This window comes from Klebsiella sp. 141198 (genome assembly GCF_050600785.1).
GTDB classification, from domain to species: Bacteria; Pseudomonadota; Gammaproteobacteria; order Enterobacterales; family Enterobacteriaceae; genus Klebsiella; species Klebsiella aerogenes.
The window spans coordinates 32,110-54,157 of the sequence record NZ_JAQIRM010000007.1 but is presented as its reverse complement, the minus strand read 5'-3'; the positions used below and the strand labels follow the sequence as shown (position 1 = coordinate 54,157).

Annotated in this window: 22 protein-coding genes; 6 read left to right on the top strand and 16 right to left on the bottom strand. The window is 56.1% G+C overall.

The window, feature by feature from the left end; genetic code table 11:
• Positions 1–214 precede the first annotated feature (214 nt).
• The 3 genes from uvrA (at position 215) to PGR10_RS21575 (ending at position 3,907) form a co-directional block, all read left to right on the top strand.
• Positions 215–3,040, top strand: coding sequence for an excinuclease ABC subunit UvrA (gene uvrA, locus PGR10_RS21585; RefSeq protein ID WP_045396741.1), 2,826 nt, complete (start codon positions 215–217; stop codon positions 3,038–3,040).
• A 142-nt stretch (positions 3,041–3,182) separates the two neighbouring features.
• The gene (locus tag PGR10_RS21580) at positions 3,183–3,590 is read left to right on the top strand and encodes a hypothetical protein (RefSeq protein WP_271032792.1); all 408 of its coding nucleotides are present in this window, start codon (positions 3,183–3,185) and stop codon (positions 3,588–3,590) included.
• A complete protein-coding gene (locus PGR10_RS21575; RefSeq protein ID WP_213317913.1) occupies positions 3,590–3,907 on the top strand; it encodes a hypothetical protein in 318 nt (105 codons plus the stop codon). The genes PGR10_RS21580 and PGR10_RS21575 overlap by 1 nt, the downstream gene beginning before the upstream one ends.
• Position 3,908: 1 nt before the next feature.
• On the opposite strand, the gene PGR10_RS21570 is transcribed toward PGR10_RS21575, so the two are convergent.
• The 6 genes from PGR10_RS21570 to dnaB form a co-directional block, all read right to left on the bottom strand.
• Entirely contained in the window at positions 3,909–4,262 is a 354-nt protein-coding gene (locus PGR10_RS21570; RefSeq protein WP_087858835.1) for an MmcQ/YjbR family DNA-binding protein, read from the bottom strand.
• 3 nt (positions 4,263–4,265) lie between these two features.
• Complete coding sequence (locus PGR10_RS21565; RefSeq protein ID WP_271032794.1) at positions 4,266–4,682, bottom strand: secondary thiamine-phosphate synthase enzyme YjbQ; 417 nt, start codon at positions 4,680–4,682, stop codon at positions 4,266–4,268.
• Between the two features lie 142 nt (positions 4,683–4,824).
• Positions 4,825–5,538, bottom strand: a complete 714-nt coding sequence (gene aphA / locus PGR10_RS21560) for an acid phosphatase AphA (protein ID WP_015368752.1) — start codon at positions 5,536–5,538, stop codon at positions 4,825–4,827.
• Between the two features lie 240 nt (positions 5,539–5,778).
• Complete coding sequence (tyrB, locus tag PGR10_RS21555; RefSeq protein WP_087858836.1) at positions 5,779–6,972, bottom strand: aromatic amino acid transaminase; 1,194 nt, start codon at positions 6,970–6,972, stop codon at positions 5,779–5,781.
• Between the two features lie 184 nt (positions 6,973–7,156).
• Positions 7,157–8,236, bottom strand: coding sequence for an alanine racemase (gene alr, locus PGR10_RS21550; protein WP_271032795.1), 1,080 nt, complete (start codon positions 8,234–8,236; stop codon positions 7,157–7,159).
• Between the two features lie 31 nt (positions 8,237–8,267).
• On the bottom strand, positions 8,268–9,683 hold the full coding sequence (gene dnaB, locus PGR10_RS21545) for a replicative DNA helicase (RefSeq protein ID WP_015368755.1): 1,416 nt from the start codon (positions 9,681–9,683) through the stop codon (positions 8,268–8,270).
• A 432-nt stretch (positions 9,684–10,115) separates the two neighbouring features.
• Here dnaB and PGR10_RS21540 point away from each other — a divergent pair, with 432 nt between their 5' ends.
• The gene (locus PGR10_RS21540) at positions 10,116–11,099 is read left to right on the top strand and encodes a quinone oxidoreductase (RefSeq protein ID WP_430924082.1); all 984 of its coding nucleotides are present in this window, start codon (positions 10,116–10,118) and stop codon (positions 11,097–11,099) included.
• Positions 11,100–11,292: 193 nt separating this feature from the next.
• Here the strand turns inward: PGR10_RS21540 and pspG are convergent, their stop codons facing one another.
• From pspG to PGR10_RS21525, 3 genes are all read right to left on the bottom strand, one after another.
• Positions 11,293–11,535: an envelope stress response protein PspG gene (gene pspG / locus PGR10_RS21535; RefSeq protein WP_045396775.1), complete on the bottom strand. Its 243-nt coding sequence runs from the start codon at positions 11,533–11,535 to the stop codon at positions 11,293–11,295.
• A 141-nt stretch (positions 11,536–11,676) separates the two neighbouring features.
• Positions 11,677–12,675 carry a tRNA dihydrouridine(20/20a) synthase DusA gene (gene dusA, locus PGR10_RS21530; RefSeq protein ID WP_087858839.1) on the bottom strand — a complete coding sequence of 333 codons (999 nt, stop codon included), beginning with the start codon at positions 12,673–12,675 and terminating at the stop codon, positions 11,677–11,679.
• Between the two features lie 102 nt (positions 12,676–12,777).
• On the bottom strand, positions 12,778–13,266 hold the full coding sequence (locus PGR10_RS21525) for a cupin domain-containing protein (protein ID WP_015368759.1): 489 nt from the start codon (positions 13,264–13,266) through the stop codon (positions 12,778–12,780).
• 114 nt (positions 13,267–13,380) lie between these two features.
• Here PGR10_RS21525 and zur point away from each other — a divergent pair, with 114 nt between their 5' ends.
• On the top strand, positions 13,381–13,896 hold the full coding sequence (zur, locus tag PGR10_RS21520; protein WP_015368760.1) for a zinc uptake transcriptional repressor Zur: 516 nt from the start codon (positions 13,381–13,383) through the stop codon (positions 13,894–13,896).
• Positions 13,897–13,976: 80 nt separating this feature from the next.
• Here zur and PGR10_RS21515 read toward each other — a convergent pair whose 3' ends face one another.
• The 4 genes from PGR10_RS21515 to PGR10_RS21500 all read right to left on the bottom strand — a co-directional run bounded on the left by PGR10_RS21515 (position 13,977) and on the right by PGR10_RS21500 (position 16,857).
• Positions 13,977–14,186: a CsbD family protein gene (locus PGR10_RS21515; protein ID WP_015704042.1), complete on the bottom strand. Its 210-nt coding sequence runs from the start codon at positions 14,184–14,186 to the stop codon at positions 13,977–13,979.
• 184 nt (positions 14,187–14,370) lie between these two features.
• Positions 14,371–15,687, bottom strand: a complete 1,317-nt coding sequence (dinF, locus tag PGR10_RS21510; protein WP_430924081.1) for an MATE family efflux transporter DinF — start codon at positions 15,685–15,687, stop codon at positions 14,371–14,373.
• 70 nt (positions 15,688–15,757) lie between these two features.
• Complete coding sequence (lexA, locus tag PGR10_RS21505) at positions 15,758–16,366, bottom strand: transcriptional repressor LexA (RefSeq protein ID WP_015704040.1); 609 nt, start codon at positions 16,364–16,366, stop codon at positions 15,758–15,760.
• A gap of 122 nt (positions 16,367–16,488) precedes the next feature.
• Positions 16,489–16,857: a diacylglycerol kinase gene (locus PGR10_RS21500; protein WP_087858841.1), complete on the bottom strand. Its 369-nt coding sequence runs from the start codon at positions 16,855–16,857 to the stop codon at positions 16,489–16,491.
• Positions 16,858–16,987: 130 nt separating this feature from the next.
• On the opposite strand from PGR10_RS21500, the gene plsB reads away from it, so the two are divergent.
• Entirely contained in the window at positions 16,988–19,411 is a 2,424-nt protein-coding gene (gene plsB, locus PGR10_RS21495; protein WP_087858842.1) for a glycerol-3-phosphate 1-O-acyltransferase PlsB, read from the top strand.
• A gap of 51 nt (positions 19,412–19,462) precedes the next feature.
• On the opposite strand, the gene ubiA is transcribed toward plsB, so the two are convergent.
• The 3 genes from ubiA to malM form a co-directional block, all read right to left on the bottom strand.
• Positions 19,463–20,332, bottom strand: coding sequence for a 4-hydroxybenzoate octaprenyltransferase (gene ubiA / locus PGR10_RS21490; protein ID WP_045396790.1), 870 nt, complete (start codon positions 20,330–20,332; stop codon positions 19,463–19,465).
• A 12-nt stretch (positions 20,333–20,344) separates the two neighbouring features.
• Positions 20,345–20,842, bottom strand: coding sequence for a chorismate lyase (gene ubiC / locus PGR10_RS21485; RefSeq protein WP_087858843.1), 498 nt, complete (start codon positions 20,840–20,842; stop codon positions 20,345–20,347).
• A 188-nt stretch (positions 20,843–21,030) separates the two neighbouring features.
• A complete protein-coding gene (gene malM / locus PGR10_RS21480; protein WP_087858844.1) occupies positions 21,031–21,978 on the bottom strand; it encodes a maltose operon protein MalM in 948 nt (315 codons plus the stop codon).
• Positions 21,979–22,048: the final 70 nt, after the last annotated feature.

Genomic DNA, 22,048 nt, shown 5'->3' with positions numbered 1-22,048 from the left:
CCGGGAATTCTAACACCACAAAGGGGCAATTTGATAGCTGCGAAGCCAATTCCAGAAAACATGCCGCTGCTATGCAAATTTTCACCCTCTTACTGCAGCGCCATTCCAATACTGTATATCCAGACAGGTTAAATTGTGTCATAATTAGCCGTTTCTGCCGTTTGTCCTTTAAGCAAACCAGGCAATCCGTGTATCTACCTACCGGGAAAGGTGAATGGATAAGATCGAAGTTCGGGGCGCCCGCACCCATAATCTCAAAAACATCAACCTCGTCATTCCGCGCGACAAACTTATTGTCGTCACCGGGCTTTCTGGGTCTGGCAAATCCTCACTCGCTTTCGACACCCTGTACGCCGAAGGCCAGCGTCGCTACGTCGAATCGCTCTCCGCCTACGCGCGACAGTTCCTGTCGCTGATGGAGAAACCGGACGTCGATCATATCGAAGGGCTGTCGCCGGCGATTTCTATCGAACAGAAATCGACCTCCCACAACCCGCGTTCGACGGTAGGTACGATTACTGAAATCCACGACTATCTGCGCCTGCTGTACGCCCGCGTCGGCGAACCGCGCTGTCCGGACCACGACGTGCCCCTGGCCGCGCAGACCGTCAGCCAGATGGTCGATAACGTGCTCTCTCAGCCGGAAGGTCAGCGCCTGATGCTGCTGGCGCCCATCATTAAAGAACGTAAAGGCGAGCACACCAAAACGCTGGAGAACCTTGCCAGTCAGGGCTACATCCGCGCGCGGATCGATGGCGAAGTCTGCGATCTTTCGGATCCGCCGAAATTAGAGCTGCAAAAGAAACACACGATCGAAGTGGTTATCGACCGCTTTAAAGTGCGCGACGATCTGGCGCAGCGTCTGGCGGAATCTTTCGAAACCGCGCTGGAGCTCTCCGGCGGCACCGCCATTGTTTCCAACATGGATGACAGTAAAGCGGAAGAACTGCTGTTCTCGGCGAACTTCGCTTGCCCGATTTGCGGCTATAGCATGCGCGAGCTGGAGCCGCGTCTGTTCTCCTTCAACAACCCGGCAGGGGCCTGTCCAACCTGCGACGGCCTTGGCGTTCAACAGTATTTCGATCCCGATCGAGTGATTCAGAATCCAGAGCTCTCGCTGGCTGGCGGCGCCATCCGCGGCTGGGATCGCCGCAACTTCTACTACTTCCAGATGCTGAAGTCGCTGGCCGATCACTATAAGTTTGATGTTGAAGCGCCATGGGGCACCCTCAGCGCTAATGTGCATAAAGTCGTGTTGTACGGTTCTGGTAAAGAGAATATTGAATTCAAATACATGAACGACCGCGGCGACACGTCAGTACGCCGCCATCCGTTCGAAGGCGTGCTGCACAACATGGAGCGCCGGTACAAAGAGACGGAATCCAGCGCGGTGCGCGAAGAGCTGGCGAAATTCATCAGCAACCGTCCGTGCGCCAGCTGTGAAGGCACGCGTCTGCGTCGCGAAGCGCGCCATGTATTTGTGGAAAACACGCCGCTGCCAACCATTTCCGATATGAGCATCGGCCACGCGATGGACTTCTTCAATAACCTGAAGCTGTCCGGACAGCGGGCGCAAATCGCCGAGAAAGTGCTGAAAGAGATTGGCGATCGCCTGAAGTTCCTCGTCAACGTCGGTCTGAACTACCTGACGCTCTCTCGTTCGGCGGAGACGCTCTCCGGCGGTGAAGCGCAGCGTATTCGTCTGGCGAGCCAGATTGGCGCGGGGCTGGTTGGCGTGATGTACGTGCTGGATGAGCCCTCTATCGGCCTGCACCAGCGTGATAACGAACGCCTGCTCGGTACGCTTATCCACCTGCGTAATCTGGGCAACACGGTCATTGTCGTTGAACATGACGAAGACGCCATTCGCGCCGCCGACCATGTTATCGACATCGGCCCCGGCGCTGGCGTGCACGGCGGCCAGGTGGTGGCCGAAGGGCCGCTGGACGCCATTATGGCGGTACCAGAATCCCTCACCGGGCAGTACATGAGCGGTAAACGCAAAATCGAAGTGCCGAAACAGCGCGTCGCCGCCGATCCGGAAAAAGTGCTGAAGCTCACTGGCGCGCGCGGCAACAACCTCAAGGATGTGACGCTGACGCTGCCTGTCGGCCTGTTTACCTGCATTACCGGCGTTTCCGGTTCCGGTAAATCAACGCTGATTAACGATACCCTGTTCCCCATCGCCCAGCGCCAGTTGAACGGCGCGACGATTGCCGAACCGGCGCCATATCGCGATGTCCAGGGGCTGGAGCACTTCGATAAAGTCATCGATATCGACCAGAGCCCGATTGGCCGCACGCCGCGCTCAAACCCTGCAACCTATACCGGCGTGTTCACGCCGGTGCGCGAACTGTTCGCCGGAGTGCCGGAATCACGTTCACGCGGCTATACGCCGGGCCGCTTCAGTTTTAACGTCCGCGGCGGCCGCTGCGAAGCCTGTCAGGGCGACGGGGTGATCAAGGTTGAGATGCACTTCCTGCCGGATATCTACGTACCGTGCGACCAGTGCAAAGGCAAACGCTATAACCGCGAAACGCTGGAAATTAAGTACAAAGGCAAAACTATCCACGAAGTGCTGGATATGACCATCGAAGAAGCGCGCGAGTTCTTTGATGCCGTTCCGGCGCTGGCGCGTAAGTTGCAAACCCTGATGGATGTTGGCCTGACCTATATTCGTCTTGGCCAGTCGGCAACCACGCTCTCCGGCGGTGAAGCCCAGCGCGTGAAGCTGGCGCGCGAACTCTCCAAGCGCGGTACCGGCCAGACGCTGTATATCCTTGATGAACCGACTACCGGTCTGCATTTCGCCGATATCCAGCAGCTGCTGGACGTGCTGCATCAGCTGCGCGATCAGGGCAATACCATCGTGGTCATTGAGCACAACCTCGACGTAATTAAAACCGCCGACTGGATTGTCGACCTCGGCCCGGAAGGCGGTAGCGGCGGCGGAGAGATTCTCGTTTCCGGCACGCCGGAAACCGTTGCCGAATGTGAAGCCTCGCACACGGCGCGCTTCCTGAAGCCCTTGCTGAAGTAATCTCTCAGGCCTCTTCCCGCAGTGGAAGAGGCCTCATTTCATCTCATTTCATCTCATTTTTTTACGCTGAGACTTCGTGATTTGCCCGGCGCCTCACTCTGGCGTCTGATAGCCGCTATCGCCCACCGATACCGGGAAAACTATGCGAGTACCACGCCTCATTCCGTTATTTATCATCGCCGCCGCGCTATGTGCGTTAAGCGCCTGCTCGTGGGTTGGCCGCTACAGCGATACGGCCTATCAGCAGTTGCTCACACTCAAGCAGTTGCATTTGCAGTTCATCGCCACCGCAGCCACGGATGACGATCAACAATTGACTGATGAAGATGAACAGATTCGCCAGCAGTTTGCGCAGGCGATCGCCCAAAGCGACGCGCTGCGCCAGGAAAACTTCAGGCTACTTGAAGGTAACTATTTACGCGTTTACGCCCATCGCCAGATGCGGGGTGCGCCCTTTACCCCTGCCGAAGCGCAATATTTAACGCGGCAGACCCTTTATCTTTATCAACAGGCTATCGCTGGCGAATGTCAGCGAACAGGGAGGGAATAATGCCGACAACCATGGAAATTCGCGCGCTGTTGTCCGCTTGCGCGATTGATAGCGCCGAATGGATACCAATACTGAATAAAGTACTTGGCGATGAGCAGCGCGAAGTACGCGACAGCGCCATCTTTTTACTGCAGGCATTACAGCAAAAAGCTCAGGGCTGGCTGACCGAAGACGATCTACGGCTACTGCTGGAAGGTCAGCGCGATATTGCCCGCATTCGCGCCAACAACCAGAGCATCGCACGCCAGGCGCAGCTGCAGTCGACGTTATTAAGGCTGTTCGATATCGCGCTGCTGGCGCTGGCAGGCGGGCTATAAGCTACGCTAACTGCCGCCGCTTATCTTCCGGCAGCAGGTCGACCGCCTGCTGATAAGAGGCGTCCACCAGGTAGTAAATCTGCGAATCCGGCAGGGAGCCATCAAGGAAGACCGTGCTCCAGTGAGCTTTATTCAGATGCCTGCTGGGGCGAACATCGCGATGCTGTTCGCGCAGCAGTTCGGCAAGCTCGGGACTCGCTTTAAGCGCAACGGCCGGCCGCTTATCCTCCACTTCTTTCACCATGGCGAATAGCACGTCTGCGACCTTGATTTGCGTCGCTTTCCAGTCGCTATGAACGCTTTGTTCCGCGCCCGGCTTCGCCATGCAGTACTGTAGTAGATCCGATATGGTCATTTTTTATTCTCCCATAAGCGTTGCGACGATATGCCGCGAGCCGCCGTGAATACGATGCTCCCCCAGCCAGATCCCCTGCCAGGTCCCTAACATGACGTTGCCGTTTTGCACCGGCAACATCAGAGAAACGCCCAGCAGCGATGATTTAATGTGCGAGGGCATATCATCAGGACCTTCATAATCGTGTTCATACGGCGCGTTGTCTGGTACGGCGTTGAGAAAATGCTGTTCCATATCAAAACGGACCGTGGGATCGCAGTTCTCATTTAACGTCAGGGAAGCGGAAGTATGCTGGAGTAACAGATGCAGCAGGCCAACCTTGATATTCGAGAGTTCGCGAATTTGACCAATAATTTCATTGGTCACCAGATGGAAACCACGAGATTTCGGGCCTAATGTCAGGGTTTGCTGATGCCACATAAACGACTCCTGTAATGTGTGAATCCTTCTAAGTTTGCAGCAAGAAGCGAAAAGGTAAAACCTCAAACGCTGAAATTCGTACAAAAAAAAGACAGCCTGCGGCTGCCTTTTTCATGTTCAGAAGCGCCGTGTTCCGCACGACTTAATATTCTGAATTCACAATCACCTCTTCCCCTTGCGAGCCGGCCATCGGTAGCGGTTTGTAGGAGGAGTTTGCCGCGCGCAGCACGCGAATTCCGCGCGCATCGGCGTCGCGGGCCGCCGAGATGTCGTTGTCAGAGTCACCGTAGAAGACTTTGATATTCTTCTCCCGTAACCACTGGGTTTTGGTGTTCTGGCCTGGCTTATCGCCGGCAAAAATCACCGGGTTCATATTAGCGCCGGGGATGAGGAAATCATCCTGCAGGGTTTTGGAGACGGTCTCAGTTTTGGTCTGGCTGCGGCCGGTGACGAAGTAAATGCTGTCGCCGCGCTTAATATGCATCGCAATCAGCTGGCGGCCCACTTCTTTCGGCATACTGAACTCGTCCCAGCCGTTATTCATCTTTTCCCAGAACTCGGGGTTCTTCAGATAGGCTTCGCTGCCCGGAGAATAGGTTTTCTGCCCACGCCAGAAACCAGGGCTGGAGAACAGCACGGTATCATCGATATCGAACCCCACCGCCATCGGCGCGCGGCCAAGCAGACTATTTTCGATTTGCGCTACGGATACCCAATGTATCGGCGCCTGTTCGGCAAGTTTCGCGACATTCGTCCCTTCCCAAATGGGCTGCGGGGTGGAAGCGCGCGCGACAACGGAGCTATTAAGAGCAAACAACAGACAGGTGGCGCTAATGGCCAAAGTTAACTTACGCATATTTATCCCTTCACCCGTCGTACACAGGGCGGCTGAACCTGCGTTACTCAGGATTGCAAATTCAATTCGTTGTTATTTTTAATAATGAGTGAGCTTATAAATGCACCAAGACCTTAACGCCTGCCCACACAGATAGAAAGGATTTTCTGCTCGGATGTCATATAAAAAGAGCATGATCACACTTCGGGGTATATTCCCCCTCGCCTTAACGCTGGCGAGGGGGATTTAGTAAGTGAGCACTTACATTACAGCAGCAAACGCCTGAGCCACGCGCTGGACGTTACGCGAGTTAAGTCCTGCCACGCACATCCGGCCGCTGGCAATCAGGTAGACGCCAAACTCTTCGCGTAGACGATCCACCTGTGCCGCGCTTAAACCGGTATAACTAAACATACCGCGCTGCTTCAGCAGGTAGTCAAAGTTCTTGCCGGGAACGGCCTCTTTCAGCGCCTCTACCAGCGTCTGGCGCATCGCCAGGATGCGGGTACGCATCGCTTCCACTTCCGCCAGCCATGAGGCTTTCAGCGCCGCGTCGTTCAATACTGCCGCGACCACCTGCGCGCCAAAATTCGGCGGACTGGAGTAGTTACGACGCACCGTCGCTTTCAACTGGCCCAGCACGCGGCCTGCCGTTTCCGCATCATCGCAGACAATGGACAGACCGCCGACGCGTTCGCCATACAGGGAGAAGATTTTGGAAAACGAGTTGCTGACCAGCATCGGCAGGCCAGCGCTGGCAATCGCGCGGATAGCGTAGGCATCGTCTTCCATACCGGCGCCAAAGCCCTGATAGGCGATATCGAGGAAAGGAATTAAGTTACGTGCTTTCAAAACCTTAACGACTTCATCCCACTGCGCGTTGCTCAGATCGGCGCCCGTCGGGTTGTGGCAACATGGATGCAGCAGCACGATATCGCGCTCCGGCAGGGTCTGCAGCCTGGCGAGGAAGGCTTCAAAACGCACGCCGTTGCTCTCATCATCGAACCAGGGGTAAGTACTTACTTCGAACCCAGCCCCTTCAAATATGGCGATGTGGTTTTCCCAGGTCGGGTCGCTAACCCATACGCGAGACTGCGGGAAGTAGCGCTTGAGGAAGTCGGCGCCAACCTTCAGCGCGCCAGAGCCACCCAGAGTTTGAATTGACGCTACGCGATTTTGTTTCAGCACCGGATGGTCGGCGCCAAACAGCAGCGGCGCAATGGCGTGGCGGTAGCTATTGAGCCCTTCCATCGGCAGATACAGCGAGGCGCCGTGCGGCTGAGCATTGAGTTGTGCTTCGGCATCCGCCACGGCCTGTAGTTGCGGAATAATGCCGTCTTCGTTGTAGTACAAACCGATGCTGAGGTTCACTTTGTCACTACGCGGATCTTCTTTGAAACGCTCCATCAAGGAGAGAATGGGGTCGCCGGCGTAGGCGTCAACTTTTTGAAACACGAGATGTATCTCCAGGTTTACGAAAGCAGGTATTTACACAATAAACCGGAAGTTGGGGAAGGTCGAGGGGATGTTGGTAAGTTATCGACAAAGATCGCTGCAAACATGGGCGACGCCGCGCGCCGCCCCTGCTCATTACCCCGATAAGCGTAGCGTAATCGGGGAAATATGCCACTGACCGTAGTTAGTCGAGGTAACGAATTGCCAGCCTGGAGGTCAGTCGGGTGATAAGTTCGTAAGCACTCACTTTCGTTATTTCCGCGATGCGCTCAACGGGGAGCCCTTCTCCCCATAACACAACCGGATCGCCGGATTTATCCTGCGCCTGAGGACCGAGATCGACGCAAATCATATCCATCGCCACGCGACCGACAATCGGCACTTCGCGGCCGTTGACCAGCACCGGCGTGCCGGAGGGCGCGGCGCGCGGATAACCGTCGCCATAACCCATCGCCACTACCCCAAGGCGAGTATCGCGCTCGCTAATCCAGGTGCCGCCATAGCCCACCGGCTCCCCGGCTTTATGCTCGCGCACCGCAATCAGGCTGGAGGTCAGCGACATCACCGGCAGGCAGCCGAAATCCTCACCGGTAGAGTGGTTCTCCAGTGGAGAAACGCCGTAGAGAATGATGCCCGGCCGCGCCCAGTCGAAATGCGACTGCGGCCACAGCAGGATCCCGCCCGAGGCGGCAATAGAACGCAGCCCCGGTTTCCCTTCGGTAAAGGTGGTGAAAATATCCAGCTGACGCTCGGTCGCGCCGCATTCCGGCTCATCGGCACGGGCGAAATGGCTGACGATATTCACCGGCTGGCGAACATTTTTGCACCGGCTTAGCCGCTGATAGAACGCTTCTGCCTGTTCCGGCAGAACGCCAAGGCGATGCATACCGGTATCCAGCTTCATCCAGACGGTAACCGGTTCGGCCAGTTCCGCTTGTTCGAGCGCCGCCAGCTGTTCCGGGCTATGTACCACGGTATGCAGTTGCTGCGCGGAAATCAGCGCCAGATCCGCCGCTTCAAAGAAGCCTTCCAGCAGTAATATCGGTTGGGTAATGCCCCCTTCACGCAGGCGCAGCGCCTCTTCCAGGCGGGCGACGCCGAAGGCGTCGGCGTCGGTCAGCGTTCGCGCGGTCTCAAGGAGGCCGTGTCCGTAGGCGTTCGCTTTCACCACCGCAACCAGTTTGCTGGCAGGAGCCAGTTCACGCAGGCGTTGCAGGTTGTGTCGCAGAGCGCGGCGGTTGATAACTACAGTTGCCGCTTGCATTTGAATTCCTTAAAAAAAGACAGACGGAGGTTTACTCATCGTCATACTGAGGGCCGGCATAATTATCGAAACGCGACCACTGGCCGTTAAAGGTCAGTCGTACCGTACCGATCGGGCCGTTACGTTGTTTACCAATGATAATTTCAGCAATACCTTTTAAGTCGCTGTTCTCGTGATAAACCTCATCACGGTAGATGAACATGATTAAGTCGGCATCCTGTTCAATAGAGCCGGATTCACGCAGGTCGGAGTTGACCGGACGTTTATCGGCGCGCTGTTCCAGAGAGCGGTTCAACTGCGACAGCGCCACCACCGGCACCTGCAGCTCTTTTGCCAGCGCCTTCAGCGAGCGGGAGATTTCGGCGATCTCCAGAGTACGGTTGTCGGAGAGCGACGGTACGCGCATCAGCTGCAGGTAGTCGATCATGATAAGACCGATACCGCCGTGCTCACGGGCGATACGGCGGGCGCGCGAACGCACTTCGGTCGGCGTCAGGCCGGAGGAGTCATCGATATAGATATTACGTTTTTCCAGCAAGATACCCATCGTGCCGGAGATCCGCGCCCAGTCTTCATCGTCCAGTTGACCGGTACGGATACGGGTTTGATCGACGCGCGATAGCGAGGCCAGAGAACGCATCATGATCTGCTCGGAGGGCATCTCCAGACTGAAGATCAATACCGGCTTATCTTGCAGCATCGCTGCGTTTTCCACGAGGTTCATCGCAAATGTCGTCTTACCCATCGATGGACGCGCGGCGACGATAATCAGATCCGAAGGCTGTAACCCAGCGGTCTTTTTATTGAGGTCGTCATAGCCGGTATTCACCCCGGTGACGCCATCATGCGGCTGTTGGAACAGCTGTTCAATACGGGCGACGGTGGCATCGAGCACATCGGCGATGTTCTTCGGCCCTTCGTCTTTATTGGCCCGGCTTTCGGCAATTTTAAATACCCGGGATTCCGCCAGATCCAACAGGTCCTCGCTGGTGCGCCCCTGGGGGTCGAAACCGGCTTCGGCGATCTCGTTGGCCACCGAAATCATTTCACGCACCACCGCGCGTTCGCGCACGATGTCGGCATACGCGCTGATGTTCGCCGCGCTTGGCGTATTTTTAGAGAGCTCGGCCAGGTAGGCGAAGCCGCCGACGCTATCCAGTTGCCCCTGACGCTCCAGCGACTCCGCGAGAGTGATCAGGTCAATCGGGCTGCCTGACTCTTGCAGGCGCGCCATCTCGGTAAAGATATGACGATGCGGACGGGTATAGAAATCTTCCGACACCACCCTTTCGGCGACGTCGTCCCAGCGCTCGTTATCCAGCATTAAACCGCCCAACACCGACTGTTCCGCTTCAATCGAGTGCGGCGGGACTTTCAACCCGGCGAGCTGCGGATCGCGTTCGCGAGGTTCTGTCTGTGGTTTATTGAAGGGTTTATTTCCTGCCATAACTTAAGAATTCACCGATACGCAATTGAGCGTGACACTACAGCGGTAAACGTGTTGCCGCAATAGAACCGCTATTTTCTGAAAGAGGAATTGATGGATGAACGCTATCATCCATAATGGAAAGCCATCGTAACCAATAGCGCCATCGCCATACAGACAAAAATAAAAAATTTTCTGTGGTTATTGGACTTTAACGACAACAACATCAAACACACCATCGCTGCCGCTACCACTAACATCATAACCATCAAGGTAATAATGTAGTCAAAATTATAATTCAGCATAAACGCTCCATGTCCTTCACTCCTGCGCCCGTACAACAGCCGCAAGCTATCCTTGTACGCCTCATCAAATCCGCGGCAATAAAATCCCTCACCTGTGCAGCGGACTGTTAAGCTTATTCAATAACATCAGAACAGCACAGGAGCAAACATGGCAACACGAATTGAATTTCCCGCGCACGGAGGCCCCGAGGTTCTGCATGCGGTCGAGTTTACCCCTAACGATCCTGCCGAGCACGAAATCCAGGTAGAAAACAAAGCTATCGGTATCAACTATATCGACACCTACATCCGCAGCGGCTTGTATCCACCGCCCTCACTGCCGAGCGGTTTGGGCACTGAAGCCGCCGGTATCGTTACTAAAATCGGCAGCGGCGTTAAACATATCAACGTTGGCGATCGGGTGGTGTATGCCCAGTCCGCGCTTGGCGCTTATAGTTCGGTGCATAACGTACATGCCGATAAAGCGGCGATTTTGCCGAATGCGATTTCCTTTGAGCAGGCCGCCGCCTCGTTTCTTAAAGGGCTGACCGTCTGGTATCTGCTGCGCAAAACCTATGAAATAAAAGCCAATGAAACTTTCTTGTTCCACGCGGCGGCGGGCGGCGTGGGGCTGATTGCCTGCCAGTGGGCGAAAGCGCTTGGGACGAAACTTATCGGCACCGTCGGCAGCGAGCAAAAAGCGCAGCGCGCCCGGCAGGCCGGCGCCTGGGAAACCATTAACTATCGCGAAGAAAATATTGCCGAGCGCGTCAAAGCGCTAACCGGCGGTAAAAAAGTCGCCGTGGTTTACGATTCCGTGGGTAAAGATACCTGGGAAGCCTCGCTCGATTGTCTTCAGCGGCGTGGTCTGATGGTCAGCTTCGGCAATTCATCTGGCCCGGTAACCGGCGTGAATTTGGGTATCCTCAATCAGAAAGGCTCACTGTATGTGACCCGCCCTTCTCTGCAAGGCTACATCACCAACCGGGAAGAGCTGACGGAAGCCAGCAACGAGCTATTTTCGCTGATCGCCAGCGGCGTGATCAAAGTCGATGTGGCGGATAATCAGAAATACGCCCTGCGTGACGCCAGACGCGCGCATGAGATCCTGGAAAGCCGGGTGACCGAGGGATCGAGCCTGCTGCTACCGTAACGGGATGAGATCGCCGGAAAAGTTTAGGGCCTCCCGAAGGAGGCCCTGACTTTTTTTGTTCGGCTGTATGTAGGGTACAGCGCGATGAATTCGTTATCGCGCTAATAGTGACAGATTTAATACGCAATGCCTACGCTGTTTTATGCAAAATTACTCAGGTTGTGACACACCGCTCAATCCCCAAAATGATGGCTTAGTAGCGCCAGCGATCTTCGCGGCGATAGCGGGTTGTGGTCGGCGATTTTATCGCCCGAATGACCCATACGACGGCCACCGCCAGCAGCAACCAGGGTAGCAGCTTAAACATTAATGCGAACAGGCCGCCAAAGAACATCAGCGCGGTGGCGACGACCAACGCGGCAATAATGCCAAGCAGCGAGATGCCGGTGACCAGCAACATGACAAAAAAGCCAATAACAAATAAGAGTTCCAGCATGGTCTTCTCCCGAAATAAATAACCAGATAGCTGATTGGCTATTTCAAGAATCGTGCCAGATATAACTCATTGAATTAAAACAAAACGCCCCACAGCAGTGCTGTAGGGCGTGGCGAAATAGACCAGTTTTTAGCGAAAAGTTTAACGTTTATCGGCAACCAGCTTCAGCGCGTGCTCCAGCACGTTAATATCGGCGCCCGCTTTGTGGGCGTTTTCGCTGAGATAGCGGCGCCACTGACGCGCGCCGGGGATCCCCTGGAACAATCCCAACATATGGCGGGTGATATGGCCAAGATAGGTACCGCTACTGAGCTCTCGCTCGATATAGGGATACATTGCGCGCACCACCGCCACCGGATCGGCATCCGCGCCGTCGACGCCGAAAATCTCGCGATCCACAGAAGCCAGAATGCCCGGGTTTTGATAGGCTTCGCGCCCCACCATCACGCCGTCCATATGCTCAAGCTGCTGTTTAGCCTCTGCCAGAGATTTAATTCCGCCGTTAATCGCCATCGTCAGATGCGGAAAATCACGTTTCAGTTGCCAGACGCGCGGATAATCCAGCGGCGGGATTTCGCGGTTCTCTTTCGGACTCAGGCCGGAAAGCCAGGCTTTACGCGCGTGAATGATGAACATTTCACACTCGCCTTTGCCGGAAACGGTCTCTATGAAATCGCAGAGGAATTCATAGCTATCCCGATCGTCAATCCCGATACGGGTTTTTACCGTAACCGGAATCGACACCACGTCGCGCATCGCTTTGATGCAGTCCGCCACCAGCGCGGCATTGCCCATCAGACAGGCGCCAAACATCCCGTTTTGCACGCGGTCAGAGGGGCAACCTACATTGAGGTTAATCTCATCATAGCCGCGCGCCTCGGCGAGCTTCGCGCATTGCGCTAACGCCGCAGGATCGCTACCGCCCAACTGCAGCGCTACCGGATGTTCTTCTTCGCTATAGGCCAGGTAGTCGCCTTTACCGTGAATTATCGCGCCGGTGGTGACCATTTCGGTGTACAGCAGAGTATGGCGCGACAGCAGACGCAGGAAGTAGCGGCAATGTCTGTCGGTCCAATCGAGCATGGGCGCGATAGAAAAACGGTGGGCGGCAAAAGCGGTAGACGTGGATTCTGGCATCATGGCGAATAAATAAGCATCCGGGTAAAAAGGGGCGCTACTATAGCACAAACACAAACCACGGCGCATAGCGTCGAACGCCACGCACCATGGTGAAAATGTGGCCTATATTTTACGCGGTTTACCGTCGTGCGGGCCAAAGAACTGCGGAGGGTGATCTACCCAGCGGTCCTGGCGAGTCGCGGCATAACCCGGGTTCAACGGATAGTAAATACGGTTGTGCTTTTTATTCGCTTCGCCAACGACCAGCAGCCGCACCTCCTGCTCGGTATTATTCAGGAAGGTATGACATACGCCAGTTCCCGCCGGAAAACCAACGCTATCGCCCGGCTCCAGCTTCCATAGATAGCCATTGATCCAGACTTCCGGAAAACCTTCCAGCACATAGATAAACTCTTCTTCATCGCTTTCCGCATGCGGATAAGAGGTTCTTCGTCCCGGCGGTAAGCGTTCATGATGGATGCCCAGCCGATTTAGCCGTAGGCCGCGGGCAAGAGGCGCGCCAATAGAAAAAAGCTCGTGACTATCGGGGTAGGTGGAATCATCCGCACCTTCCAGTTCGCGCCAATGTCGAATGCAATCAGGTCGTTTCATCGTTTTCTCCCGAAAATGAGATACATCAGGTATAGCAAAGCTTGCAGGATCTCGGCGTTTTACCTGGTTCGTGATAAAGTAACAGTTTCAACATCACGCAACCAGAGGATGCTCATGGATAACACCACTTCGCAAGAAATGTTAGCGCAGGCTGAAAAGCTTTGCGTGCAACGTGGCGTACGCCTGACCCCGCAGCGTCTGGAAGTGTTGCGTCTGATGAGCCTGCAGCAAGGGGCGATTAGCGCCTACGATCTGCTGGATCTGCTGCGAGAAAAAGAGCCGCAGGCGAAGCCGCCGACGGTCTATCGCGCGCTGGAGTTTCTGCTGGAGCAAGGTTTTGTGCACAAAGTGGAATCGACCAACAGCTATGTGCTGTGCCACCTTTTCGATCAGCCCACCCACAGTTCGGCGATGTTTATCTGCGATCGCTGCGGCGTGGTCAAAGAAGAGTGTGCGGAAGGCGTAGAAGATATCATGCATACGCTGGCGGCCAGAATGGGCTTTGCTCTACGGCATAATGTGATTGAAGCACATGGGTTGTGCGCGGCCTGCGTGGAAGTCGAAGCCTGCAGTACTCGCGAACACTGCCATCACGATCATACTATCCAGATTAAAAAGAAAGCCCGCTGAGTCGGGCGACGTCAGCGGGAAGCTACGGCATATCGCTATGCCGTTAGACAGGCATAAACAGGGGGTCAAAACAGAATTCGCTACCAGCGCGTATCGTTCTTACGCTCCCAGTCAGACACCTCTTTTTCGGCCTGATCTTTCGCATAGCCGTAGCGTTCCTGAATTTTACCGACTAGCTGATCGCGCTTCCCTTCAATGACCGTCATATCGTCATCGGTCAGTTTACCCCACTGTTCCTTGGCTTTACCTTTCAACTGTTTCCAGTTACCGCTGATTTCGTCTTTATTCATCATTACGTCCTCATGATTCGGTGGGTTAACAGCCCGTTTTGTTCCGGACATGGTAATAACTATAGATGACAATGCTGACGCCGATTCGTTATTCGGAATTTTTAACCATCATGCCGATTAAAAACGCTGGGGGAATTTTCCCGGCTCGCGCTGCGCTCAGCCGGGATACTTACATTCAGGAGGGTTAATTAAACCAGGTGCCACGCTGCCAGTGGCGGCGCCAGATGAGCGCCAGCGAAATTCCACGCAGCGCGAGGAACACCGCCAGCGCCAGCCACAGGCCGTGATTGCCGAGCATGGGCACAGAGAGCAACGTCACCGCAAACCCCGCGGCGGCTACCGCCATGCTATTACGCATCTCCGCGCCGCGCGTCGCGCCAATAAACATGCCATCCAGCAGATAACACCAGACGCCAATCACCGGCAGGATCATCTGCCAGAACAGATAGCGGTCTGCCAGCTGCTGCAATGATGGGATAGAGGTCAATAGCGCGACGATATGCTCACCCGCCACGCTATAGATCAGCGCGAACGCCAGCGCGACCATTCCCGATTGCCGACAGGCCGCGCGCCAGACTTCCAGCAGTTGGCTACCGTCACGCGCGCCGTAGGCCTGCCCGGAATGGGCTTCGACGGCATAGGCAAAACCGTCCAGCGCGTAAGCGGTAAAGGTCAGCATGGTCATCAGTACCGCATTGACCGCCACCACGTCGCTGCCAAGACGGGCGCCGAAGACGGTGATGGCGCCAAAGCAGAGCTGCAGCAACAGCGAACGCAGCATGATGTCGCGGTTAAGCGCCAGCAGGCGCCGCATATTGCCGCGCCACGCCTCTTTCAACATGGCAAACGTCACGCCGCGTAGCGCCAGCACCCGTTTCGCCATTAGCAGGCCGATGATAAAGGTGGCGTATTCCGACAGCGCCGTCGCCAATGCCGCCCCCTGCACGTTCATATGCAGCCCCATCACCAGCCACAGATCGAGCACGATATTCAGCAAGTTGCCGACCACCAGCAGGATGACCGGGGCGCGAGCGTACTGGACGCCAAGCAACCACCCTAACAGCACCAGGTTGGCCAACGACGCCGGGGCGCTGAGCCAGCGGATTTCAAGGAACCGCCTGGCCTGTTCCAGTACCGCCTCGCTGCCGCCGACGATATGCAGCGCGAGGTCAATGAGCGGCATGCGGAACAGAACGATGAGCAGCCCGGCGGCCAGCGCCAGGATCAGCGGTTGTACCAGCACGCGTGCCAGCCGCTGCGGATCTTTGGCCCCATAGGCCTGAGCGGTAAGGCCAGTGGTGCTCATTCGCAGGAACAGCAGCAGCATAAAGAGGAAACTGGTGGCCGTCGCGCCGACGGCGACGCCGCCAAGATAGACGGGACTATCGAGATGGCCGACAACGGCAGTATCGACCAGCCCAAGCAGCGGAACGGTAATGTTAGAGAAAATCATCGGTAGCGCGAGGCGCCACAGTGCTTTATCGGCGGCGTTGAGCAGCATGAAGAGGGACCAGACAGAGGAGGAACATCGCAGCGTCATGCATCATGATGACGCTGCGTTAGGACGGGAGTTACAGCCACTCACCGTTACGGATCACGCCGACGGCCAGACCTTCAATGGTGAAGCTCTGCTGGCGCAGATCGACGACGATTGGGGAAAACTCGCTGTTTTCCGGCAGCAGTTCAACGACGTTGCCCTGCTTTTTCAGACGTTTTACGGTGACTTCTTCATCGATACGCGCGACGACGACCTGGCCGTTACGCACGTCCTGAGTTTTATGCACCGCCAGCAGATCGCCGTCGAGGATACCGATGTCTTTCATCGACATCCCGCTAACGCGCAGCAGGAAGTCGGCATTCGGTTTAAACATCGCTGGATCAACCTGGTAGTGACCTTCAATATGCTGCTGCGCCAACAGCGGCTCGCCCGCGGCGACGCGGCCAATCAGCGGCAGGCCATGTTCTTCTTCCGTCAGCAGACGAATGCCGCGTGAAGCGCCGGAGACGATTTCAATCGCGCCTTTACGCGCCAGCGCTTTGAGGTGTTCTTCCGCCGCGTTCGGGGAACGGAACCCCAAGCGCTGAGCAATTTCCGCACGCGTCGGCGGCATGCCCGTTTGGCTGATGTGATCCCGGATGAGATCAAACACCTCTTGCTGCCTGGTCGTTAACGCTTTCATTCCGCCCCCTGGGTGTATATACAGTTATGCTGTGAGTATATACAGCTAATGGTGATTTTGGAACCACATATCATATAAAAATCAGGAGATTCTTTGCGTTTTGCGAGCGTTGCCGACAAGACTTAGCGGTAATGCGACCACAAAAGCATGGTCCAGGTGATCAACGCGATGATTATCGCCAGCAGTACCGCCGCCGAACCCATATCCTTGGCGCGCCCGGAAAGCTCATGATGCTCAGGCCCGATTCGGTCAACCACCGCTTCAATCGCGCTGTTTAGAATTTCGACTATCATCACTAACAGGACCGAGCCAATGAGCAAGACTCGCGTAATGACATCGACATCCAGCCAGCAGGCTATCGCCACGGCCACAATAGCGGCGACGCCTTCCTGGCGGAAAGCGGCTTCGTTCACCCACGCCGCGCGGAAACCTTTCCAGGAATAACCTGCTGCTTTAATGATTCTGGTTAACCCAGTGGTATTATTGGCCATCAAAAAGAACCTTTTAATGTAAATGACGTCGCTGAGTGTACGTGTTTGCCGTGTGACAACGGAAATTTTGTACGCTTTCTGTTATTCTTGCCGCGCATTTGCATGATTAACCAGAGGCTTCACATCGTTTATGTCCGGCTGGCAACGAATTTACTATAAATTACTGAATTTACCATTACGGGTGCTGGTAAAAAGCAAGTCTATTCCGGCAGAACCTGCTCAGGAATTAGGGCTCGATACCTCGCGTCCGATAATGTACGTCTTGCCTTATAACTCCAAGGCGGACCTGCTGACCCTGCGCGCCCAGTGCCTGGCGCATGATTTACCCGACCCTTTTGAACCGCTGGAAATCGACGGCACACTGCTGCCGCGCTACGTTTTCATCCACGGCGGTCCGCGCGTGTTTACCTACTACACGCCGAAAGAAGAGTCCATCAAGCTGTTCCACGACTACCTGGATCTGCACCGTAATCATCCCGACCTCGACGTGCAAATGGTACCGGTGTCGGTCATGTTCGGCCGCGCGCCGGGTCGTGAAAAAGGCGAAGAGAATCCGCCGCTGCGGATGCTTAACGGTATTCAGAAATTCTTCGCCGTCTCCTGGCTTGGCCGCGATAGCTTCGTGCGTTTCTCGCCTTCTGTCTCTCTGCGCCGCATGGCGGATGAGCACGGGACCGATAAAATCATCGCCCAGAAGCTGGCCCGCGTGGCGCGTATGCACTTTGCCCGTCAACGTCTGGCCGCCGTCGGCCCGCGCCTCCCTGCCCGCCAGGATCTGTTCAACAAGCTGCTGGCATCGAAAGCTATCGCCCGCGCGGTAGAAGATGAAGCGCGCAGCAAGAAGATTTCTCACGAGAAGGCCCAGCAGAACGCCATCGCGCTGATGGAAGAGATTGCCGCTAACTTCTCTTATGAAATGATCCGCCTGACTGACCGTATTCTGGGCTTTACCTGGAACCGTCTGTATCAGGGGATTAACGTGCATAACGCCGAGCGCGTACGCCAGTTGGCGCATGATGGCCATGAGATTGTCTATGTGCCCTGTCACCGTAGCCACATGGACTACCTGCTGCTCTCCTATGTGCTCTATCATCAGGGTCTGGTGCCGCCGCATATCGCCGCCGGCATAAACCTCAACTTCTGGCCGGCCGGGCCGATTTTCCGCCGCCTGGGCGCTTTCTTTATTCGCCGTACCTTTAAGGGCAACAAGCTCTACTCCACGGTATTCCGCGAATATCTTGGCGAGCTGTTCAGCCGTGGTTATTCGGTGGAATACTTTGTCGAAGGCGGGCGTTCCCGTACCGGCCGCCTGCTGGATCCGAAAACCGGCACCCTGTCGATGACTATCCAGGCGATGCTGCGCGGCGGTAGCCGCCCCATCACCCTGGTACCGATTTATATCGGCTACGAGCACGTGATGGAAGTCGGTACCTACGCCAAAGAGCTGCGCGGCGCGACAAAAGAAAAAGAGAGCCTGCCGCAGATGGTGCGCGGCCTCAGCAAGCTGCGTAATCTCGGCCAGGGCTACGTTAACTTCGGCGAACCGCTGCCGCTGATGACCTACCTCAATCAGCACGTGCCGGAATGGCGCGAAGCCATCGATCCTATCGAAGCCGTCCGCCCTTCCTGGCTGACGCCGACGGTGAATAATATCGCCGCCGATCTGATGGTGCGCATCAATAATGCCGGGGCGGCCAACGCCATGAACCTGTGCTGTACGGCGCTTCTGGCGTCGCGTCAGCGTTCTTTGACCCGTGAGCAGCTGACCCAGCAGTTGGATTGCTACCTCGACCTGCTGCGTAACGTGCCGTACTCCACCGATTCGACCGCGCCGACGGCTTCCGCCAGCGAGCTTATCGACCACGCGCTGCAGATGAACAAGTTCGAAGTCGAGAAAGACACCATCGGCGATATCATCATCCTGCCGCGCGAGCAGGCGGTGCTGATGACCTACTATCGCAACAACATCGCCCATATGCTGGTGATGCCGTCGCTGCTGGCCGCTATCGTGACCCAGCATCGCCGCATCTCCCGTAGCGAAGTGCTGCGTCATGTCGAGATGTTCTATCCGTTCCTGAAAGCCGAGCTGTTCCTGCGCTGGGAAAAAGCAGAACTGGCGGGCGTTATCGATGCGCTGATGGCGGAAATGCAGCGTCAGGGCCTGGTGGTGCTGAATGGCGATGAGATGAGCGTCAACCCGGCGCACTCTCGTTCCCTGCAGCTATTGGCCGCCGGCGCGCGCGAGACGTTACAGCGCTACGCGATCACCTTCTGGCTGTTGAGCGCCAACCCGTCCATCAACCGCAGTACGCTGGAAAAAGAGAGCCGCACCATGGCGCAGCGTCTGTCGGTACTGCACGGTATCAACGCGCCGGAGTTCTTCGATAAGGCGGTGTTCAGTACCCTGGTGCTGACCCTGCGTGACGAAGGCTACATCAGCGATACCGGCGATGCCGAGCCGGCAGAGACCCTGAAGGTCTACCAGATGCTGGCGGATTTGATTACGTCAGATGTACGTTTGACGATTGAGAGCGCCGCTCAGGACGACGCATAATATTGCGGCTTCTGTTCCCCGGCTCGCGGCGCGAGTCGGGGAAAGAAGGATTTACTGCAGGTAACTCATCGCCAGACCGAGAAACAGCACCAGCCCAACGTAGTTATTATTCATAAACGCTTTGAAGCAGTTATCGCGTTCGCGCTTGAAGATAAGCTTCTGCTGCCAGACAAACAATCCTGCCGCAATAAACAGCGACCAGTAGAATTCCCAGTTCAGCCCATTCAGCCAGCCCACCGCGCCCATCAATACCAGCACGGCAACCTGCAGAATACCGATAATCAAACGATCGTTTTCACCGAACAGGATCGCCGTCGACTTAATGCCAATTTTGACATCATCGTCGCGATCGACCATCGCATACTGGGTATCGTAAGCGACCGCCCACAGAATATTAGCGAGGAACATCAGCCAGCAGCTGAGCGGCAGCGCTTCACTCACCGCCGAGAAAGCCATCGGGATCGACCAGCCAAAGGCCGCGCCCAGCACCACCTGCGGCAGATGGGTATAGCGCTTCATAAAGGGGTAGACCCAGGCTAGCGCCAGCGCCGCGACCGACAGCAGGATGGTCATGGTATTGAGCGTCAACACCAGCAAGAAGGAGAGCCCCACCAGTACCGCGAACAATATGCGCGCTTCTTTTTCGGTGACCTCGCCGCTTGGTAGCGGGCGACGAGCTGTACGCTTAACGTGACCATCAAATTTACGGTCGGCATAGTCATTCACCACGCAGCCGGCGGCGCGCATCAACCAGACGCCAGCGACAAACACCGCCAGTATCCACAACGGCGGCACCCCGGGTGAAGCCACCCATAACGCCCACAGCGTCGGCCACAGCAGCAATAGCGCGCCGATTGGTTTGTCAGTACGCATCAGGCGGTGAAACGCCAACAGCTTATTCTGCGTCAGACTCCACTCCATTTTCTCTTCCTCTTAATACAATGGCGATGCAGGCAGAAAAAGCTCTGTCAGCAGCAGCGGTTTGCCGCTCAGCCGGAGACGGGAACGTCGCCCCCACAGCTGTGCACTACGACCAATCTCAATAAAATCACGGGTTAACGTCGACGATGTAAACAGATACCGGCCCAGCGGCGTCTGCCCCAGCTGCTGCAGGGCTAATTCCGGGCCGCATAGCGTCGATTCCGGCACGAGGGTACGACCGGCAAGCCAGGGTTCGCCATCAGCGCAAAGAATGATCTCCCGGAGCCAATAACGCGCTTCTTCCGGCAGCAGGGATTCTTCGCCCGCCAGCGCGTCGCGCCCGACGAAACCTTCGTTAATCATGGTCACGGTGACCTTTTTCCCTTGTTGCTCAAAGCGTTTGGTCATTGAGTCTTCCAGCAACAGCCAGTCGCGCAGCGGCGCGTCCAGCTCGGGTATGGCGGCAAAATAGCGCAGCGCACGCAGTTGCGTAAGCGCAGGATGTGGCATGCCTGATTCTCCGGTACAAAACGTGCAGGCATTGTATCGCAGAATAGCGTTTTGAGGGCGGGCAAACGTCAATATACGATCATCCGCGCAACAGGCATGCAACAGTTGCCGCTGCGCGATAAAAAAAAGTGCGTCCAGGCGGACGCACCTAAAGGCTGTGCCTAAACATCAGCATTGTGGGGAGACGGTCACCCCTTGCCTTTTACACTGCTGATAAAGGTGGAACGAGCAGATTTCGAGCCGAGGCGCTCAGCTTCGTTCATCAATTTCAGGGCTTTGTCGATATCGCCTTGTTTCACCGCTTTCTTGATACCGTTGTTGAAGTAGGTTTCGGTATCGTCAAGCATCGGTTCGCTTTTCGCCGCTGGGGCGGCAGCAGCCGGCGCGACAACAGGCGCAGCGGACGGGGCGTTATAGACCGGCGCCGCGGTATTACCGACGGTCACCGGGCCAGGGCCGGAAGATCCAAACAGCGGGCCCACCAGCACGCTGGAACTCGAAGACGTTTTCACCTTCAGGCTCAAGGTGCCGTCAGTGGTATGTTTAGCGATCGGATCCGGAATGTCCGGCACCGCGTTACCGGTGCCTTTCGCGTAGGCTTTCGCCGGGTCGATTAATTTAGTGGTCTGCTGCAGATCCTGAGGAGTGGTAAACACCAGCACATAAATTTTCTGCTGTCCCAGCGCCGGCGTCAGGCGCATTACTCCTTCCAGGCGGTCGGCGCTCATTACGCCCGGCTCCAGATAGGTAAAATAGCTGCTCGGGAAGAAGGCGGACGGCGTCATGCTCTGATCGAGGATCAGCACGTTTGGCGCGTAGACGCTGGTCTGTTTGTCGACTTCGCTGGTCAGCGTCAGGGTTAACTCGCCGATATTGGCCGGTACGCTATAGGCCACCACCGGCCCGGCGATACCGGGGACATTCAACGTTTGTCCGGCGATCGCCACTTTGGAGGTTTGGGTTTTCGATTGATCGACCGGCGTCCAGGTCAACTGCTGCAGCGAGGAAGCCGGGATTGACGGCGCGGCAGAGGTATTCTGCGGCACGAAATTGACATCAGCAAAACTGACTGCGGGTACGCTGGCCAGCAGGCCGGCGGACAGGCAGAGGGCAACGAGACTTTTCTTCATATTCATTGTTATCACCTCAATTCCTATGGCCGAGCGTTAGCCAGGCAATAGCGCGCTGGGCCGAAAACAGAGGGGC

Coding starts and splice junctions, on each gene's coding strand:
- uvrA (WP_045396741.1), top strand. CDS start 215: ATGGATAAGATCGAAGTTCGGGGCGCCCGCACCCATAATCTCAAAAAC.
- PGR10_RS21580 (WP_271032792.1), top strand. CDS start 3,183: ATGCGAGTACCACGCCTCATTCCGTTATTTATCATCGCCGCCGCGCTA.
- PGR10_RS21575 (WP_213317913.1), top strand. CDS start 3,590: ATGCCGACAACCATGGAAATTCGCGCGCTGTTGTCCGCTTGCGCGATT.
- PGR10_RS21570 (WP_087858835.1), bottom strand. CDS start 4,262: ATGACCATATCGGATCTACTACAGTACTGCATGGCGAAGCCGGGCGCG.
- PGR10_RS21565 (WP_271032794.1), bottom strand. CDS start 4,682: ATGTGGCATCAGCAAACCCTGACATTAGGCCCGAAATCTCGTGGTTTC.
- aphA (WP_015368752.1), bottom strand. CDS start 5,538: ATGCGTAAGTTAACTTTGGCCATTAGCGCCACCTGTCTGTTGTTTGCT.
- alr (WP_271032795.1), bottom strand. CDS start 8,236: ATGCAAGCGGCAACTGTAGTTATCAACCGCCGCGCTCTGCGACACAAC.
- dnaB (WP_015368755.1), bottom strand. CDS start 9,683: ATGGCAGGAAATAAACCCTTCAATAAACCACAGACAGAACCTCGCGAA.
- PGR10_RS21540 (WP_430924082.1), top strand. CDS start 10,116: ATGGCAACACGAATTGAATTTCCCGCGCACGGAGGCCCCGAGGTTCTG.
- pspG (WP_045396775.1), bottom strand. CDS start 11,535: ATGCTGGAACTCTTATTTGTTATTGGCTTTTTTGTCATGTTGCTGGTC.
- dusA (WP_087858839.1), bottom strand. CDS start 12,675: ATGATGCCAGAATCCACGTCTACCGCTTTTGCCGCCCACCGTTTTTCT.
- PGR10_RS21525 (WP_015368759.1), bottom strand. CDS start 13,266: ATGAAACGACCTGATTGCATTCGACATTGGCGCGAACTGGAAGGTGCG.
- zur (WP_015368760.1), top strand. CDS start 13,381: ATGGATAACACCACTTCGCAAGAAATGTTAGCGCAGGCTGAAAAGCTT.
- PGR10_RS21515 (WP_015704042.1), bottom strand. CDS start 14,186: ATGAATAAAGACGAAATCAGCGGTAACTGGAAACAGTTGAAAGGTAAA.
- dinF (WP_430924081.1), bottom strand. CDS start 15,687: ATGCTGCTCAACGCCGCCGATAAAGCACTGTGGCGCCTCGCGCTACCG.
- lexA (WP_015704040.1), bottom strand. CDS start 16,366: ATGAAAGCGTTAACGACCAGGCAGCAAGAGGTGTTTGATCTCATCCGG.
- PGR10_RS21500 (WP_087858841.1), bottom strand. CDS start 16,857: ATGGCCAATAATACCACTGGGTTAACCAGAATCATTAAAGCAGCAGGT.
- plsB (WP_087858842.1), top strand. CDS start 16,988: ATGTCCGGCTGGCAACGAATTTACTATAAATTACTGAATTTACCATTA.
- ubiA (WP_045396790.1), bottom strand. CDS start 20,332: ATGGAGTGGAGTCTGACGCAGAATAAGCTGTTGGCGTTTCACCGCCTG.
- ubiC (WP_087858843.1), bottom strand. CDS start 20,842: ATGCCACATCCTGCGCTTACGCAACTGCGTGCGCTGCGCTATTTTGCC.
- malM (WP_087858844.1), bottom strand. CDS start 21,978: ATGAATATGAAGAAAAGTCTCGTTGCCCTCTGCCTGTCCGCCGGCCTG.